Origin of the sequence: Actinomycetospora succinea, from assembly GCF_004363095.1 — a bacterium.
In the GTDB taxonomy this organism is placed as follows: Bacteria; Actinomycetota; Actinomycetes; order Mycobacteriales; family Pseudonocardiaceae; genus Actinomycetospora; species Actinomycetospora succinea.
Genome location: NZ_SNYO01000007.1, coordinates 140,855 through 155,237, shown reverse-complemented (window position 1 = coordinate 155,237; position 14,383 = coordinate 140,855). Strand labels below are relative to the sequence as shown.

Annotated in this window: 13 protein-coding genes; 4 read left to right on the top strand and 9 right to left on the bottom strand. The window is 70.4% G+C overall.

Annotated elements, in window-relative coordinates; all coding sequences use genetic code 11:
• Positions 1–20: 20 nt before the first annotated feature.
• The 9 genes from EV188_RS22300 to EV188_RS22260 form a co-directional block, all read right to left on the bottom strand.
• Complete coding sequence (locus tag EV188_RS22300) at positions 21–728, bottom strand: metal-sulfur cluster assembly factor (protein ID WP_133828504.1); 708 nt, start codon at positions 726–728, stop codon at positions 21–23.
• Positions 725–1,771: an amidohydrolase family protein gene (locus EV188_RS22295; protein ID WP_133828503.1), complete on the bottom strand. Its 1,047-nt coding sequence runs from the start codon at positions 1,769–1,771 to the stop codon at positions 725–727. The genes EV188_RS22300 and EV188_RS22295 overlap by 4 nt, the downstream gene beginning before the upstream one ends.
• A gap of 42 nt (positions 1,772–1,813) precedes the next feature.
• Positions 1,814–2,842: an NAD(P)-dependent alcohol dehydrogenase gene (locus tag EV188_RS22290; RefSeq protein WP_133828502.1), complete on the bottom strand. Its 1,029-nt coding sequence runs from the start codon at positions 2,840–2,842 to the stop codon at positions 1,814–1,816.
• A 37-nt stretch (positions 2,843–2,879) separates the two neighbouring features.
• Positions 2,880–4,568: a chaperonin GroEL gene (gene groL / locus EV188_RS22285; RefSeq protein WP_133828501.1), complete on the bottom strand. Its 1,689-nt coding sequence runs from the start codon at positions 4,566–4,568 to the stop codon at positions 2,880–2,882.
• Positions 4,569–4,689: 121 nt separating this feature from the next.
• Positions 4,690–5,010: an MmoB/DmpM family protein gene (locus EV188_RS22280; protein WP_133828616.1), complete on the bottom strand. Its 321-nt coding sequence runs from the start codon at positions 5,008–5,010 to the stop codon at positions 4,690–4,692.
• Positions 5,011–5,066: 56 nt separating this feature from the next.
• Positions 5,067–6,257: a ferritin family protein gene (locus EV188_RS22275; RefSeq protein WP_133828500.1), complete on the bottom strand. Its 1,191-nt coding sequence runs from the start codon at positions 6,255–6,257 to the stop codon at positions 5,067–5,069.
• Between the two features lie 2 nt (positions 6,258–6,259).
• Positions 6,260–7,315, bottom strand: coding sequence for an FAD-binding oxidoreductase (locus EV188_RS22270; RefSeq protein WP_133828499.1), 1,056 nt, complete (start codon positions 7,313–7,315; stop codon positions 6,260–6,262).
• Positions 7,316–7,459: 144 nt separating this feature from the next.
• Positions 7,460–9,112, bottom strand: a complete 1,653-nt coding sequence (locus EV188_RS22265; RefSeq protein WP_133828498.1) for a ferritin family protein — start codon at positions 9,110–9,112, stop codon at positions 7,460–7,462.
• Positions 9,113–9,241: 129 nt separating this feature from the next.
• Positions 9,242–10,111 (bottom strand): IclR family transcriptional regulator, encoded by an 870-nt coding sequence (locus EV188_RS22260; protein WP_133828497.1) that lies wholly within the window; start codon positions 10,109–10,111, stop codon positions 9,242–9,244.
• Between the two features lie 303 nt (positions 10,112–10,414).
• Here EV188_RS22260 and EV188_RS22255 point away from each other — a divergent pair, with 303 nt between their 5' ends.
• The 4 genes from EV188_RS22255 to EV188_RS22240 are packed head-to-tail and all read left to right on the top strand — an operon-like array spanning position 10,415 to position 14,317.
• Positions 10,415–11,272 (top strand): sugar phosphate isomerase/epimerase family protein, encoded by an 858-nt coding sequence (locus tag EV188_RS22255; RefSeq protein WP_133828496.1) that lies wholly within the window; start codon positions 10,415–10,417, stop codon positions 11,270–11,272.
• Complete coding sequence (locus EV188_RS22250) at positions 11,269–12,513, top strand: glycosyltransferase family 4 protein (RefSeq protein ID WP_133828495.1); 1,245 nt, start codon at positions 11,269–11,271, stop codon at positions 12,511–12,513. Before EV188_RS22255 ends, EV188_RS22250 begins: the two co-directional genes overlap by 4 nt.
• Positions 12,510–13,265 carry a PIG-L deacetylase family protein gene (locus tag EV188_RS22245; RefSeq protein ID WP_133828494.1) on the top strand — a complete coding sequence of 252 codons (756 nt, stop codon included), beginning with the start codon at positions 12,510–12,512 and terminating at the stop codon, positions 13,263–13,265. Before EV188_RS22250 ends, EV188_RS22245 begins: the two co-directional genes overlap by 4 nt.
• On the top strand, positions 13,262–14,317 hold the full coding sequence (locus EV188_RS22240; RefSeq protein WP_133828493.1) for a spore photoproduct lyase family protein: 1,056 nt from the start codon (positions 13,262–13,264) through the stop codon (positions 14,315–14,317). Before EV188_RS22245 ends, EV188_RS22240 begins: the two co-directional genes overlap by 4 nt.
• Positions 14,318–14,383 lie beyond the last annotated feature (66 nt).

The window sequence follows — 14,383 nt, the reverse complement described above, 5'->3', positions numbered from 1 at the left end:
TCGAGGGGACCGGGCCTGCTCTAGAGCCCGTAGCGGACCGCGAGCTGGCCCTTGCAGATGCTGGTGTTCGCGTCGACGCCGACCTGGTACGACCGCGCCTTGCGCAGGTGCAGCGGCAGGGCCTCGAGCCCGACCGTGCGCCCCACCGGGTCGACGACCAGGGGCGCGTCGTCGTCGGCGGGGATCCCGAGCTCGCGCCGGCGTGCCCGCAGGCGACGCAGGTCGTCCGAGTCCGGGGCGTCCGCGAGGGTCATCCCGGCGACCTGCTCCGGCGTCGCACCGGCCCGCATCATCGGGCGGACGACGAGGTCGGTGCCGGCCATCATCGCCCGCTCGGTGAACGATCGCCGCAGGTCGTGCAGCTCCTCGACGGCCTCGCCGACCTCGGTGCCGGCCATCGAGCTGACGAAGCCGGCCCGCGCCGCGACGCCCGCGTTGATGGCGTCGGAGGCGAAGTGGTCGATGAGGGTGACGTCGACGTCCGACAGTCCCTCCACCTGCGACAGGGCGTCCCAGGCGTCGGCGACCATGAGGAACGCGAAGTTGGGCGCGCAGAAGTAGGTGGGCAGGCGCAGGCGCACGTGCGCGACCCCGTCCTCCGTGACCGAGCACTCGGCCACGAAGTCCAGGCTGACGACGTCGGCGTCGAGCTCCGGGTCGCGCACGGTGCGCAGCGCCTCCCACGCCCCCGCCACCAGGGCGGCGGGGGCGTCGGAGGTCACGGTCATGCCTGGGCCACCTCGCGCTCGTCGACGAGCTGGGCGCCCTCACCCTCGACGATCCGGCAGTCGGCCGGCACGTCGATGTCGTACAGCTTCGCCGCGTTCAGGCCGAGGATCTTCTTCTTGCCGTTGGTGTCCAGTCGCGGGTAGTCCGCGAACTGGTCGTCGTCGGGCATCGTCCAGTCGACGAGGCCCTCGATCTGCCACTTCGGCGTCCAGATGTTGTAGTCCGAGCCGAAGGTCATCTTGTCCTCGCCGACCCAGAACAGCAGCTCGCCCATGACCTTCGCGAAGAACTTGGGACGGGCGTGCATGAGGCCGCCGATGACCACCGAGAGCCCGGCGTACACGTTGGGCTCCTGCGTCGCCATGAAGCAGAAGTCCTCGATGCGCGGCAGGCCCACGTGCTCGACGATGAAGTTCAGACCCTGGAAGTCCGTCGCCGCGTGGTCGACGTCCGAGACGTCGAACGCGTCCTTGTCCAGGGGCCAGATCGTCGGGCCCTTGTGGACGTGGATGTTCTTGACGCCCAGTTCCTCGGCCCGCTGCAGGAAGCGGTACGCCTCCGGGTCGGTCAGCTTGTAGCCGCGGGAGTCACCGTTCCACTCCGCGGTGTAGAGCTTCGCGCCCTTGGCGTTGTACTTCCGGACGTTCTCCTCGAACTCGCGCATGCCGGCGTCGCCGTCGCGCGGGTCGAAGCGGGTGTTGACGATGAACTTGTCCGGGTACTTCTCGGCGAGGTACCCGTTCTGCTCCGTCGTGTTGAAGCCGTTCGAGTACCACTCCTTGAGGTACGTCGACTGGAAGATCGCGACGTCGACGTGCCCCTCCTCGAACTCCTCGCGCATCAGCTGCTCTTCGGAGACGTGCTGGAACTCCTCGAGCGGCTGGTGCGTGTCGGCGGGGCCGAGTCCCTGGTAGGCGTGGAAGCACTCGATCCAGCCCTTGGCGTACTGCTCGGCACCCGGCACCCAGTTCTGCGGCGACGCGTCCCAGAAGTGCATGTGGGAGTCGACGATGAAGTACTTCTCGCCGTCCTTCTCGTACATGTGGTGGTGTCCTTCCTGTACTGCTCCAGAATCTGGGGCCGTCTACGGGACGAGGATCGCCCGGCCGCGGACCTTCCCCGCGTCCAGGTCGTGCAGGGCGTCCAGCGCCTGGTCGAGCCGGTACTGCACGGTGTGCAGCGTGACCTTGCCCGCCTGGGCGAGGACCATCAGTTCGGCGAGGTCGTTGTACGTCCCGACGATGTTGCCGATGATGTTCTTCTCGCCGGCGACGAAATCGAGGGTCGGGGCCCGGAACTCGCCGCCGTAGCCGAGGTTGAACTGGTAGCCGGCCGGCCCGGTCATCTGCCAGGCGTCGAGCTCCGCGCCCTGCTCGGCGACGTAGTCGAAGACGACGGTGGCGCCGCCCCCGGTCAGGTCCTGCACCGCGGCGACCTGGTTGCCGTCGGCGACCACCGTCTCGTCCGCGCCGATCTGCTTGGCCAGCTCCAGGGCGGCGGGGTTCTTGTCGACGACGATGATCTTGGTGGCGGTCAGGGCCGCGAGGGCCTGGATGCCGATGTGGCCGAGCCCGCCCGCGCCCTGCACGACGGCGGTGGTGCCGGGGTACAGGTACGGGACCGCCTTGCGCACGGCGTGGTACGCCGTGAGCCCCGCGTCGGCCAGTGCGGCGACGTCGGCAGGCTTGGTGTCGGGGTTCAGCTTCACGCACGCCCGGGCGGTGGTGCGCATGTACTCGGCCATGCCGCCGTCGTTGTTCGACAGGCCCGGGAAGAACGCGTCCCCCGTGCACTGCATGTCGCGACCGGCGCGGCAGGCCAGGCACTGCCCGCAGGAGGGCTGCGGGTGCAGGATCACCGTGTCGCCGACCTTGACGTTGGTGACCGCGTCGCCGACCTCGTGCACCCAGCCCGCGTTCTCGTGCCCGATGACGTAGGGCAGGTCGGGGTTCTGGATGTCCGCCCAGTCGCCGTCGACGATGTGGAGGTCGGTACGGCACACCCCCGCGGCACCGATCTTGACGATGACGTCGAGCGGCCCCTGGAGCTTGGGCTCCGGGATGTCGTCGATGCTCGGATCCTGCTTGTACCCGTGGACGCGGACGGCCTTCACGACGAGCTCCTCCCAATGATCACAGTGGTCACAGCGGTCACCCCATGGACGGGCCGAGGCCCATCGACTGGGGCGTGCTCGAGTCGGGCGCCGGCTGCGGCAGGCCCTCGTCGAGCTGGCCGAACTCTGTCATGAGGGACTTGTTCCAGGGGGTCTGTTCCTCGGCGACGAGCGAGTTCGTCGTGAGGATCAGGCCGGCCACCGAGGCGCCGTTCTGGAGCGCGGAGCGCACGACCCGCAGCGGGTCGATGATGCCGAGCTCGACCATGTTGCCGAACCGGCCCTCGAGGGCGTCGAAGCCTTCGTCGACGCCCAGGTCGCGGGTCTGCTTGACGACGTCGGCGCCCTCGTAGCCCGCGTTCGACGCGATGAGGTTCGCCGGCTCCGACAGCGCCGCCCGCACGATCTCGGCGCCGATGCGCCCGTCGCCGGACAGGCCGTCGAGGTCGCCCAGCGCCGCCTCGGCGTGCAGCAGGGCCGCGCCGCCGCCGGCGACGATGCCCTCGGCCATGGCCGCGCGGGTCGCCTGCAGCGAGTCGTCGACGCGGTGGCGGACCTCCTTGAGCTCCGCGTTGGTCGGCGCGCCGACCTGCAGGATCGCCGCCTTGCCGGACAGCCGCGCGATGCGCTCGGAGAACCAGTCCTCGTCGGTGCCGATCGTGGCCCGGTCCATCTCCGCCCGCAGCTGCGCCAGGCGGGTCTCGCGGACGGTCGGGTCGCCGAGGCCGCCGATGATCGCGGTGTTCTCGCTGGTCGCGCGGACCTGCGTCGCGCGGCCCAGGTGCTCGGCGCCCATCTGCTCGAGCGCGAACGCCGAGGCCTTCGAGTACACCTTGCCGCCGCACAGGGCGGCCATGTCCTCGAGGAGGTGCACCCGCTTCTCGCCGAAGCCCGGGGCCTGGATCGCGGTGACCTTGAGGTGCCCGTTGACGTGGTTGTGCACCAGCATCTGGAGGGCGGAGCCCTCGACCTTCTCGGCCACGATCACGAGCGGCCGCGGGTCGCGCATGATCCGCTCGAGCACCGGCATGAGGGAGCGCACGTCGGTGATCTTCTCGGCGGAGAAGAGGATGTACGGGTCGTCGAGGACGGCCAGCATGGAGCCGGGGTCGGTGACGAGGTACGGCGAGACGTAGCCGTTGTCGAACTCGAAGTCCTCGACGAAGTTCACGTGCAGACCCAGCATCGGGCCGTCGTCGACGGTGATGACACCGTCGTCGCCCACGGTGTGCAGGGTCTCGGCGACGACGCGGCCGATCGCGTCGTCGTCGTTGGCGGAGATCGCGGCGACCCTCGCGAGCGCCTCGACGTCGTCGACGGGGTGCGCCACCGACGCGAGGTGGGTGACGATCCGCGCGACCGCGGCGTCGATCCCGCGCTTGACGAGCACCGGGTTGCCGCCCTGGCCGATGGCCTTGAGGCCCTCGCGGACGATCGCCTGGGCGAGCACGGTCGACGTGGTGGTGCCGTCACCGACCACGTCGTTGGTCTTGACGGCGGCCTCCTTGAGGACCTGCGCGCCCATGTTCTCGAACTGGTCCCGCAGGTAGATCTCCCGCGCGATCGTCACGCCGTCGTTCGTGACCTCCGGCGTACCGGTGATCTTCTCGAGGATGACGTTGCGTCCCTTGGGCCCCAGCGTCGATTTCACCGCTTCCGCGAGCTGGTCGACTCCAGCCTGGAGAGCCCTGCGCGCGTCGGCGCCGAATCGCAGTTCCTTGGCCATGTCCTCACTTCTCCGGTGCTCTGGGGCGCGAACGGGGCGTCAACGGTTCATCGTGCAACGGACTCGGGTCGCCGCACACCCACCCCGCGCGCGGATGTGCGACGACCCGAGAACCGGCGTCCTACTTGTTCACCACCGGAGGCAACATGTCGCCGATGAACTCGGCGGCCTCCTCGAGGTTGCCGAACATGATCGTCCGGTCATCCATGTGGATCATCTTCCCGTAGTGGGTCGACATGTTCTCCTCGAACTCGGCGGCGTTGTAGAAGTCGGGCTCCTCGCCGAGCGCCTCGGAGATGTCCGCGTACACGAAGTCCATGCGGCCCTGGCAGTCCACGCGGATCATCGAGGGGAGGTGCTTGACCGTCACGTTGGGCTGACGGTCCATCACCTCGGCGACGACGACCCCGACCTGGTTGTTCATCAGGGTCACGCCGGCCATGCCGGACTCGGTGTTGTCCTGCTTGAACGGGCTCTCGGCCGTCTTGAAGGACTTGGTCACTGGTTCAGCTCCTTCGGGGCTTCGAGTCCGAGATCGGTGAGGATCCCGGCGAAACGGTTCTTGGCGCGGTCGAGGCTGTCCTCGAAGCGCGGCGGCTTGGCGTCGGGCTGGGACCACAGCGGCTGCATCGTGCGGGCCGCCTCGAGGCACTGGGGGACCCACTTGGCGAGCCAGCTGTTGAACAGGTCCTTGTTGTGCTGCGCGAACTCGCGGTCCTGCGTCAGCGGGGCGAAGGCGGCCACGGTCCAGCGCAGGTCGCGCTGGGCGTAGTCGTACTCGCCGGCGCCCACGACGGTCGGCGTCACGTAGTCACCGTTGCCCGCCGCGGACTGCATGACCAGGCCGGACCGGAAGAGCTCGCCGAGCAGGGGCTCGAAGACGATGTTCGTGGCGAAGATCGACTCGCCCCAGTCGTCCTCGATCGCCGTGATCGCCTCGGCGACCTTGCGGACGCCCTGCCACTCGGCGTCGTTGTTCCACGCGTCGAGGTGCGCGGTGCCGTCGAAGCCCTCGATCTCCTCGGTGAGGGTGAGGTTGTAGAGGGCCAGGTCCTGGGCGAAGCGAATCTTGTGCTCGCTGTTCACGGCCATCGCCGTGTTGTGCATGTTCGTCGGGCCGGAGCGGTTGCAGCCGGCGAAGACGTACAGGCCGAAGATGTGCTCGATGTGCATCCAGGCGCCGACGTTGCGCTCGACGAAGCGCACCCAGTTCGGGGTCCACTGGTCGAACGCCTTCGCGTTGCGGGCGTTCTCGACGTTCTGGTTGATCTGCCGGACAACGTTGGCGTTGTACCGGTACATCGTGAGTTCCCACTCCTCGTTGGGATCACGGAACTCGTGCCAGCCGTGGGCGGGCCAGTCCTCGACGTGCTTGCCGCCGGAACCGGGGCCGCGCTCGGGCTCGGGGTTGTCGACGCCCCACGCCTTGAGCTTGGTCCAGGTCAGCGGGTAGCCGCGGGACCCGTCGGCGAAGCCGTAGATCCAGCCCTGGGAGAGGTAGTGGCGGGGGTCCGGCTGGACCTCGACCGTCACGTCCTCGTAGTGGGTCTGCTTGCGCTTCGCCGGCTTGAAGTAGTTGTAGCGCCGGGCCGAGGCCCCGGAATCCGGGAACTCCTTGGCGCCCGCCTCCGCGTCGGTGAAGACGGGCTTCGGAACGCTCCGCTCGGGACGTTCTTCGGTGCTTGTCATGGTCAGCCCTCGTCCTCCGGCTCTCCGGTGGTGGTGAACTTGTCGTAGTAGATGTGCCGCTCGTCCATTCCGCGCTGGGTCAGCAGGGCGATTGCCGCATCCACCATCGGCGGCGGCCCGCACACATAGGCATCCATCCCTTCGAGCGCCGGCTCGTTCGCCCGGACGACCTCGGTGATGAGGCCCGTCTCGCCGTCCCAGTCGTCGCCGTCGTGGTCCGAGAGCGCAGGGATGTAGCGGAATCCGGGGATCTTCTCCTCGAGGGCGTGGAGCTCGTCCTCGAAGCACAGGTCCGCCCGGGTGCGGGCGCCGTAGTAGAGACGGGCCTTGCGCTCGCTGCCGTCCTTCTCGGAGAGCGCGCGCAGCAGGCCGAGCAACGGGGCCATGCCGGCGCCGCCGCCGATGAAGACGATGTCCGACGTCCGGTTCTCGCGCAGGGTGCAGGTGCCGAACGGCGCCTCCACCTCGATGCGGTCGCCGACCGCCACCTTGTTCTCCAGGAACTGGGAGAACACGCCGTCGGGGTAGATCTTGATGACGAACTCGAACACGCCCTCGCGGTTCGGGAGGTTCGCCATGGAGAACGACCGGACCTCGCCGGTGTCGGGCACCGTCAGGTCCATGTACTGGCCCGGGAAGAACTTGATGTCCTCGCCGGCGATCTGCTTGACCACGAGGTGCCGCATGTCGTGGGTGACGGGGTCGTTCGCGAGCACCTCCACGGTGCCCTTCCGGAGCGGGAGACCGCTGCGGATGATCTCTTCGTCGTAGTTGAGGAGCTCGATGACCAGGTCGTCGTAGGCGTGGGCCCGGCAGAGGAGCGTCTGCCCCTCCTCGCGCTCCATGTCGGGGAGCGCGAACGTCGAGTACTTGTCGAGCTCGATCTCGTCCATGTCGCCCTCGAGGACGAAGGACTTGCAGGCCGCGCACTGACCTTCCTTGCAGCCGTGCATCAGCTGCAGTCCCTGCTCCGAGGCGGCACGCAGGATCGTCTTGTCCTCGTCGACATCGATCTCGATGCCCACCGGTTCGAACCGGACCCGGTGCTTCTCACCCATCGATGGCTTCTCCGTTCGGGAGGGAAATGGCCGAAGTCCGGACGAATCTCCTCTGATGCGGGCCGGACATGGGCGTGAGGGATCGAGGGAGGGCCGGGTGGACCCGGCCCTCCCTCTCACCTCACCGCAGTGCGACGACCGGTACTAGCTGGTCGCGTTGGCCGGACGGCCGGCCGGGCCCTGCTGGTTGTAGTCCGCCACGAACGCCTCGCGGTCCGCGTCGCTCATCTCGTTGAGGATGACGTTGGGGCTGGCCACGTGCGGCATGCGCCGCAGGTGGTCGAGCGTCCACATCTTCTTCGGGTCGAGATCGAGGTGCGGCTGCGCCGTCATGGTCTTGCCGTCGTCGCGGACGAAGCCCATGTCGGAGACGACGTCGGCCCAGTTCCAGCCGTGGTACAGCGTCTCCCACTCGCGGTGACCCACGAGCTTGCCCATGTTCGGGGTCTCGCGACCCTGGTACGTGGGCCGGAAGGCCTCGGCGTCGGTCCAGCGGCAGGCCTCGTGGCAGTACGTGCGCCACTGGCCGTCCACCTTGTCGACGACCATGTCCTCGCGCACCAGGCACGGGACCATGCAGGTCCAGCAGCGGTGCGGGTACACGTAGTCGACGTCCTCGGCGACGATCGGGTGGTGACCGTTCGGCTTCGCCAGACGGTTGTAGTTCTCCCACCACTTGCCGTACTTGTCGTACCAGCCCGGGTACTTGTACTCGAACCACTCGAAGTCTTCGTCGGTCATGCCGTCGATGCGCCAGTAGTTCGCGAGCCACCCGGTGGCGAAGAACTGCGCGACCTCGTGGACGTAGCCCTTGTTCCAGATCTGGTTCCAGGACTCCTCGACCAGGTCGTGCGGGATCACGAGGCCGTACTTCTCGAGCGGCAGCAGGTACGCACGGTAGTAGTCGTCGTAGATCCAGCGGCGCCACATCTCGGCGTAGGACTCGCGGTCCTTGCGCCGGTCCTTGGTGCCGTACTCGATGAACGTGCCGATGGCGGCGTCCACCACGCGGTGGTTGTTCCACCACGCGTAGCGCAGGTCGCGCTCGAGCAGCTGGCGGTTGTCCTCGTCCGACAGCGCCATGAGCAGCGTGGCGTAGCCGTTGGAGATGTGCCGCGACTCGTCGGACTGCACCGAGTGGAACACCGTCGGCAGCAGGTAGTCACCGTTGGCCGCGGCCTCGGCCGGCATGGCCACGAACAGGGTGTTCGTGAACGCCGTCTCGGCGACGATCGTCAGGTAGATGCTGGCCGCGGTGATCGCGTCACCGGTGATGAAGCCCTCGGCGAACTGACGGCCGATGGTGCCGCAGTAGTCCGAGTGGAAGTTCCGGAGGGTGTTGTTGAAGCCCGCCGGGTCGATGTAGTTGTTCATGTACAGCCGCTTGAGGTTCTGCTGGATCGTGCTGTGCCGAACCTCGTCGATCATCTGGATCGCCTGGCCGTTGTGCAGCTCCGGGTTCGGAACCGCCTGGAACAGCATCGGCATCGACCGTGCGGCCGAGATCTCCGGCAGCGGGATGATCGACAGGAACAGCTTCTGCCACTCCAGCCAACGCTCCTGGACCTGGCGGAACATGTTCCCGCGGATCGCACCGTCGGACGCGCCGTAGACGCGGTTGTCCTTCTCCTCCTGCATGGGGAAGTAGGACCGGAGGACCTGCTTGAGCGGGTCCTTCTTGGCCGCCTTACGGAACGTGTAGTCCGTCCCGTACTTCATGTACGGCTCGTGGTACTGCGGCTCCCAGGAAAGTTCCTGGATCTTCTGGTGAGCCTTCGCCAAACTCTGACGGCTCATCTTCTTCTCCTTGTGGAGTTCCAGCTCGGCATACGGGGTTCCGCAGCCGTGGTCCGTGGTGGTGGCCGCCTGGCGTCGGTGTGGCCCATCTCGTTCGACGCTGTGGATGGCGGCACGGCCGGTGTCGGCTCAGTACCCGGGGGGTACGGGGTCGGCCGGCTGCGGCGGTGGGAGTCCCGTGTCGGACTCCGACCAGCCGCGCGTGGCGGTCGCAGCGACGTCGCGAACGGCGCCGGTGAGCTCTTCGGCGTGCGTGGCGAAGCGCCGCGCAGGCGTGGAGATCGCGATGCCGGCGGCGACCCGCCCGTCGGGGGCGAAGATCGGCGCGCCGATGCAACAGAAGCCCTCGGCGTACTCCTCGCGGTCCACGGCGTAGCCACGCCTGCGGACCCGCGCGAGCTCGAGCTCGATCGCCGGGGCGCTCGTGATGGTGGTGCCGGTGAAGGCCGACAGCTCGGAGCGCTCGCGCAGGGCGACCGCGCGCGACCCGGCGGAGGCGATCAGCGCCTTCGTCACCGCGAGGGCGTGGGCCGAGGCGAGCGGGATGCGCTCGGTGAGGTCGGGGACGCGGGGCAGGCCCTGGTGGCCGCGGGCGTCGACGATGACCGTGCTGTCGTCGCCGTCCTCCCACCGCGCGAGGTAGGTGCGCTGCCGGGTGCGCCAGTACAGGTCGGTGACCGCGTCCGAGAGCCGGTCGGGCAGCTCGTGGCGCGTCAGGTCGTGGGGCGCGTCGGTGTCACCCCACGCGTCACCCCACGGCGGGCTCTCCTGGAGCCGGAAGGTGCCGCTGCGGCCGTCGCGGACCGCGAAGCCCTCCTGGCACAGGGTGTTGAGCAGGTAGCGGGCGGTGGCCGTGCTCTTGCCGAGCTCGGCGGCCAGCGCCTCGGCGGTGATGCCGTCCTCGGCGGCCCCGAGGAAGCGCAGCGCCGCCAGCGCCTCGGCAGCGGTCTTCAGGGAGCGACCCCCGCCGACGCCGCGGCCGTGGCGCGATTCCGTCATGGGTGCCCTCCCCTCCGCCGTCGGGTGCTCGTCCTGCTCCGAACGGCCCCTCGCTCGCCGTCGTGCGAAGGTCACTGAACGCGTCGGCGACCCTTGTGGTCAACATCACTGTTTCCGCGTGCAGATGCTGCACCAACCGCAGGCCGCAGCGGGCCGACCGCTGACCTGCGGCGATCTTGGAGATGCCCGCGACGAGTGGCGGGACGAGTGGTCGGGGCCCTCGGTCGCGGGTGACCGGTCGCGAACGACCGGATCCGCCGCACGACGGTTCCGGCGGGTGCTCGCGGTGGTACCTCCGCCGGGATGTCCGAGTCCGCGCACGAGCACCGCCTGCGCTACGCCTACAACACCAACGGCCTCACCTCGCACCGCCTCGACGACGCGCTCGCGCTGCTCGCCGACTGCGGCTACGACGGGGTGGCCCTGACCCTCGACGTCGCCCACCACGATCCGTTCGCCCCCGAGCTGGGCCGGCGCACCGCGGCGCTGGCCGACCGGCTGCGCGGCCTCGGGCTGGGCAGCGTCGTCGAGACCGGCGCGCGCTTCCTGCTCGACCCGCGCCGCAAGCACCAGCCGACGCTGATCGCCGGTGACGCCGACGGGCGGGCGCGGCGCGTGGAGTTCCTGCGCACCTGCGTCGACGTCGCCGCCGACCTCGGCAGCGAGGCGGTGTCGTTCTGGGCCGGCGTGCCCGCCGGCGACCAGGACCGCGACGAGGCGTGGCGGTGGCTCGCCGACGGGGTGGGCGAGGTCGTCGCGCACGCCCGGGAGCGCGGCGTCGTCTGCGCCGTGGAGCCGGAGCCGGGGATGCTCGTCGAGGACTGCGACGACTGGATGCGCCTGGCGCTCGACGTCCCCGAGATCACGCTCGCCCTCGACACCGGGCACTGCATCGTCTCGGGGCGCTGGAGCCCCGAGGGCGCCGTGCGCGAGTTCGCGCCGCTGCTCGGGGCCGTCGCGGTCGAGGACATGCCGCGCGGGGTGCACGAGCACCGCGCGCCCGGCGAGGGGGACATGGACCTGCCCGCGGTGCTCGGGGCGCTGCGCGAGGTGCGCCACCCGGGGCTCGTGTCGTTCGAGCTGTCCCGGGACTCGCACCGCGCCGACACGCTCGTCCCGGGCGCCCTGGAGACGATCCGGAGAATGGAGATCAGCGCGTGAGGATCTGCTTCGTCTCCCGCCGCTACTGGCCGGCGGTCTCCGGCATGAGCGCCTACGCGGAGAACCTGCTGCGCCACCTCGTGCGCGAGGGCCACGACGTCACGCTGGTCTCGCAGTACCGCGGCGACCCCGTCGGGCGCGGTGTCTACGGCGGCGGCCCGCCGCCGCCCGAGCGGGTGCCCGACGGCGTGCACGTCGTCGCGCTCGAGGCGCACGGCGAGCAGGAGGTCGTCGAGGGCCGCCCGGCGGACTTCGAGGCCGACGTCGCCACGATGCGCGACACGATCGCCGCCGAGCACGCGAAGGCACCGTTCGACCTGCTCCACGCCCAGTACGCCTACCCCAACGGGCTGGCGGTGCTGCGGGCCGCGCACGACCTCGGGCTGCCCGCCGTCGTCAGCGTGCAGGGCGGCGACGGCCACTGGGTGGGCACCTGCTGCGCGACCCACGAGACGCTCGTGCGCGCGGTGTTCGCCCACGCGCCGGCGCTGGTCATCGGGTCGTCGTCGTTCGCCGCGGAGGTCTCGGAGCGCCACGGCGTCGCCCCCGACCGCTGGACGGTGGTCTCCGGGGCCACCGACACCGAGCGGTTCACCCCGGCGCGCGAGCCCGGGGCGCTGTCCGACCCGCCCGTGCTGCTCTACCACGGTCGCGTCGACGCCAGGAAGGGCGTGCTCGACCTGCTCGACGCCGTCGCCGACCTGCTCGACCGCGGTCGCCGCCTGCACCTCGTCGTTTCCGGCATCGGGCCCGACACCGACACCGTGGCCGACCGCGTCACCGAGCTCGGGCTCGACGAGCACGTCACCCAGCTCGGCTACACGGCCTACGAGGACGCGCACGAGGTCTACCGGCGCGGGGACGTCTTCGTCAGCCCGACCTACGCGGAGGGATTCTCGAACACGGTGCTCGAGGCGATGGCGAGCGGCCTGCCGGTGGTGTCGACCGACGTCGTCGGCGTCCGCGACTGCGTCCGCGACGGCGACAACGGGCTGCTCGTGCCGCCGAAGGACCCGACCGCCCTCGCTGACGGGATCGCCCGCGTGCTCGACGACGCCGACCTGCGCGCCGGTCTCGCCCGCCGGGCCCTCGACGAGGTCCGGGCCCGCTGGTCGTGGCCGGTCGTCGCGCACCGGCTCACCGACGTCTACGACGCGGTGCGCGACGTGCCGGTGCCCGCGATCCCCGACGTCCCCGTCGACCCCGACTGCCGCTTCCGCGCGGCGCCGCACCTGCTGTGAGCCGCATCGTCGCGGTCAGCCCGCACCTCGACGACGCCGTGTTCTCCGCCGGCGGCACCCTCGCGCGCCTCGCCGCGGCCGGGCACGACGTCCTCGTGCTCACGGTGTTCACGGGCTCGGTGGACGCGCCGACCGGGTTCGCGCTCGCGTGCCAGACCGACAAGGGCCTCGCCCCCGACGTCGACTACATGGCCCTGCGCCGCGACGAGGACGCCGCCGCCCTGGCCCGGCTCGGCGTGCGCGGCGAGCACCGCGGGCTGCTCGAGGCGCCCCACCGGGGCTACGACTCCCCGGCCGCGCTGTTCGCGGGGCGCCGCGAGGACGACGACGTGGCCGACGCGGTCACCGAGGCGGTCCGGGGGCGGGTCGAGGGCGCCGACCTCGTCCTCGCCCCGCAGGCCGTCGGCGACCACGTGGACCACCAGGTCGTCACGGCCGTCGTCGCCGGGCTCGCGGATCCCGACCGCACGGCGTGGTGGCGTGACACGCCCTACGCCGTGCGGCATCCGGACGCCCTCGGCGCACCGGGCGTCGCCGGCACCGACGTCGCCGTCGACGTCACCGCCGTGCTCGACACCAAGGCCGCCGCGGCGCGGGCGTACGCCACGCAGGTCGGCTTCCAGTTCGGCGGCCCGGAGCACGTGGCGCCGGTGCTGGCGGAGCTGGCGCGCGCGGAGGGCGCGGGCCGTCCCGTGGAGGTGCTGCGGGCCGGCGCGACGGCGCGGGCGATGATCGGCACCCTGGAGCCGTGAGCCTGCTCGAGGTCGCGACGATCCACGCCGAACCGGCGTCGCTCGCCTCCCTGCGCGGGCAGGAGGTCCTCGCCCGGTTCCCCGACGCCGAGGTCGTCGAGATCGCCTCGCACTGGGCGATCCCCGACCTGCACGGCGACGAGGAGAACGTCGCCCGGTGGGTGCGGGTGAAGGCGGAGCACCTCGTGCTCGGCGAGAAGAAGTCGCTCACGGTCCGCCCGAACGGGCGCTCGGCGGACTTCATCGCGCCGTCGACCGCCAACGGGTGCGCCATGGCCTGCGCGTACTGCTACGTGCCGCGCCGCAAGGGCTACGCCAACCCGATCACCGTGTTCACCAACATCGACGCGATCCAGCGCACCATCGCGCGGCACCTGGGCCGGCAGGGGCGCAAGCCCGAGGCGAACCAGTGCGACCCCGTCGACTGGGTCTACGACCTCGGCGAGAACTCCGACTGCTCGGTGGACGCCCGCGTCAGCGACAACGTCGCCGACCTCGTCGCCCAGTTCGCCCGCCTCGACGGGGCGAAGGCGTCGTTCGCGACGAAGCACGTCAACCGCGACCTGCTCGCCCTCGACCCGCGCGGCGGCACCCGCGTGCGCTTCTCGCTGATGCCGCGCCGCGACGCCAAGCTGCTCGACATCCGCACGAGCTCGATCGACGAGCGCATCGCCGCGGTCGACGACTTCGTCGCCGCGGGCTACGAGGTGCACCTCAACTTCTCGCCCGTGGTGCTGCGCGAGCGGTGGCAGTCCGAGTGGGCGCTGCTGCTCGACGAGCTCGGCGACCGGCTCTCGGAGCGCGCGAAGGCCCAGGCCGCCTGCGAGGTGATCCTGCTGACCCACCACGAGGGGCTGCACGAGGTGAACCTCGGCTGGCACCCGCAGGCCGAGGACGTGCTCTGGCGCCCCGAGGCCCAGGAGGCCAAGCGCACGGAGCACGGCGGCGCCGTCGTCCGCTACCGCGTCGACGTGAAGCGGCGCGCGGTCGCGCGGTTCCGCGAGCTGGTGGCCCGGCACGCGCCGTGGCTGACGATCCGCTACGCGTTCTGACGATCTCGATGGGTCGAGCTCCCCTATCGGCGTGCTCCGTCGTCAGCGCTGCGTCTCCCGCCGAGA

Coding starts and splice junctions, on each gene's coding strand:
- groL (WP_133828501.1), bottom strand. CDS start 4,568: ATGGCCAAGGAACTGCGATTCGGCGCCGACGCGCGCAGGGCTCTCCAG.
- EV188_RS22255 (WP_133828496.1), top strand. CDS start 10,415: ATGTCCGAGTCCGCGCACGAGCACCGCCTGCGCTACGCCTACAACACC.
- EV188_RS22300 (WP_133828504.1), bottom strand. CDS start 728: ATGACCGTGACCTCCGACGCCCCCGCCGCCCTGGTGGCGGGGGCGTGG.
- EV188_RS22270 (WP_133828499.1), bottom strand. CDS start 7,315: ATGGGTGAGAAGCACCGGGTCCGGTTCGAACCGGTGGGCATCGAGATC.
- EV188_RS22260 (WP_133828497.1), bottom strand. CDS start 10,111: ATGACGGAATCGCGCCACGGCCGCGGCGTCGGCGGGGGTCGCTCCCTG.
- EV188_RS22275 (WP_133828500.1), bottom strand. CDS start 6,257: ATGACAAGCACCGAAGAACGTCCCGAGCGGAGCGTTCCGAAGCCCGTC.
- EV188_RS22295 (WP_133828503.1), bottom strand. CDS start 1,771: ATGTACGAGAAGGACGGCGAGAAGTACTTCATCGTCGACTCCCACATG.
- EV188_RS22280 (WP_133828616.1), bottom strand. CDS start 5,010: ATGGCCGGCGTGACCCTGATGAACAACCAGGTCGGGGTCGTCGTCGCC.
- EV188_RS22265 (WP_133828498.1), bottom strand. CDS start 9,112: ATGAGCCGTCAGAGTTTGGCGAAGGCTCACCAGAAGATCCAGGAACTT.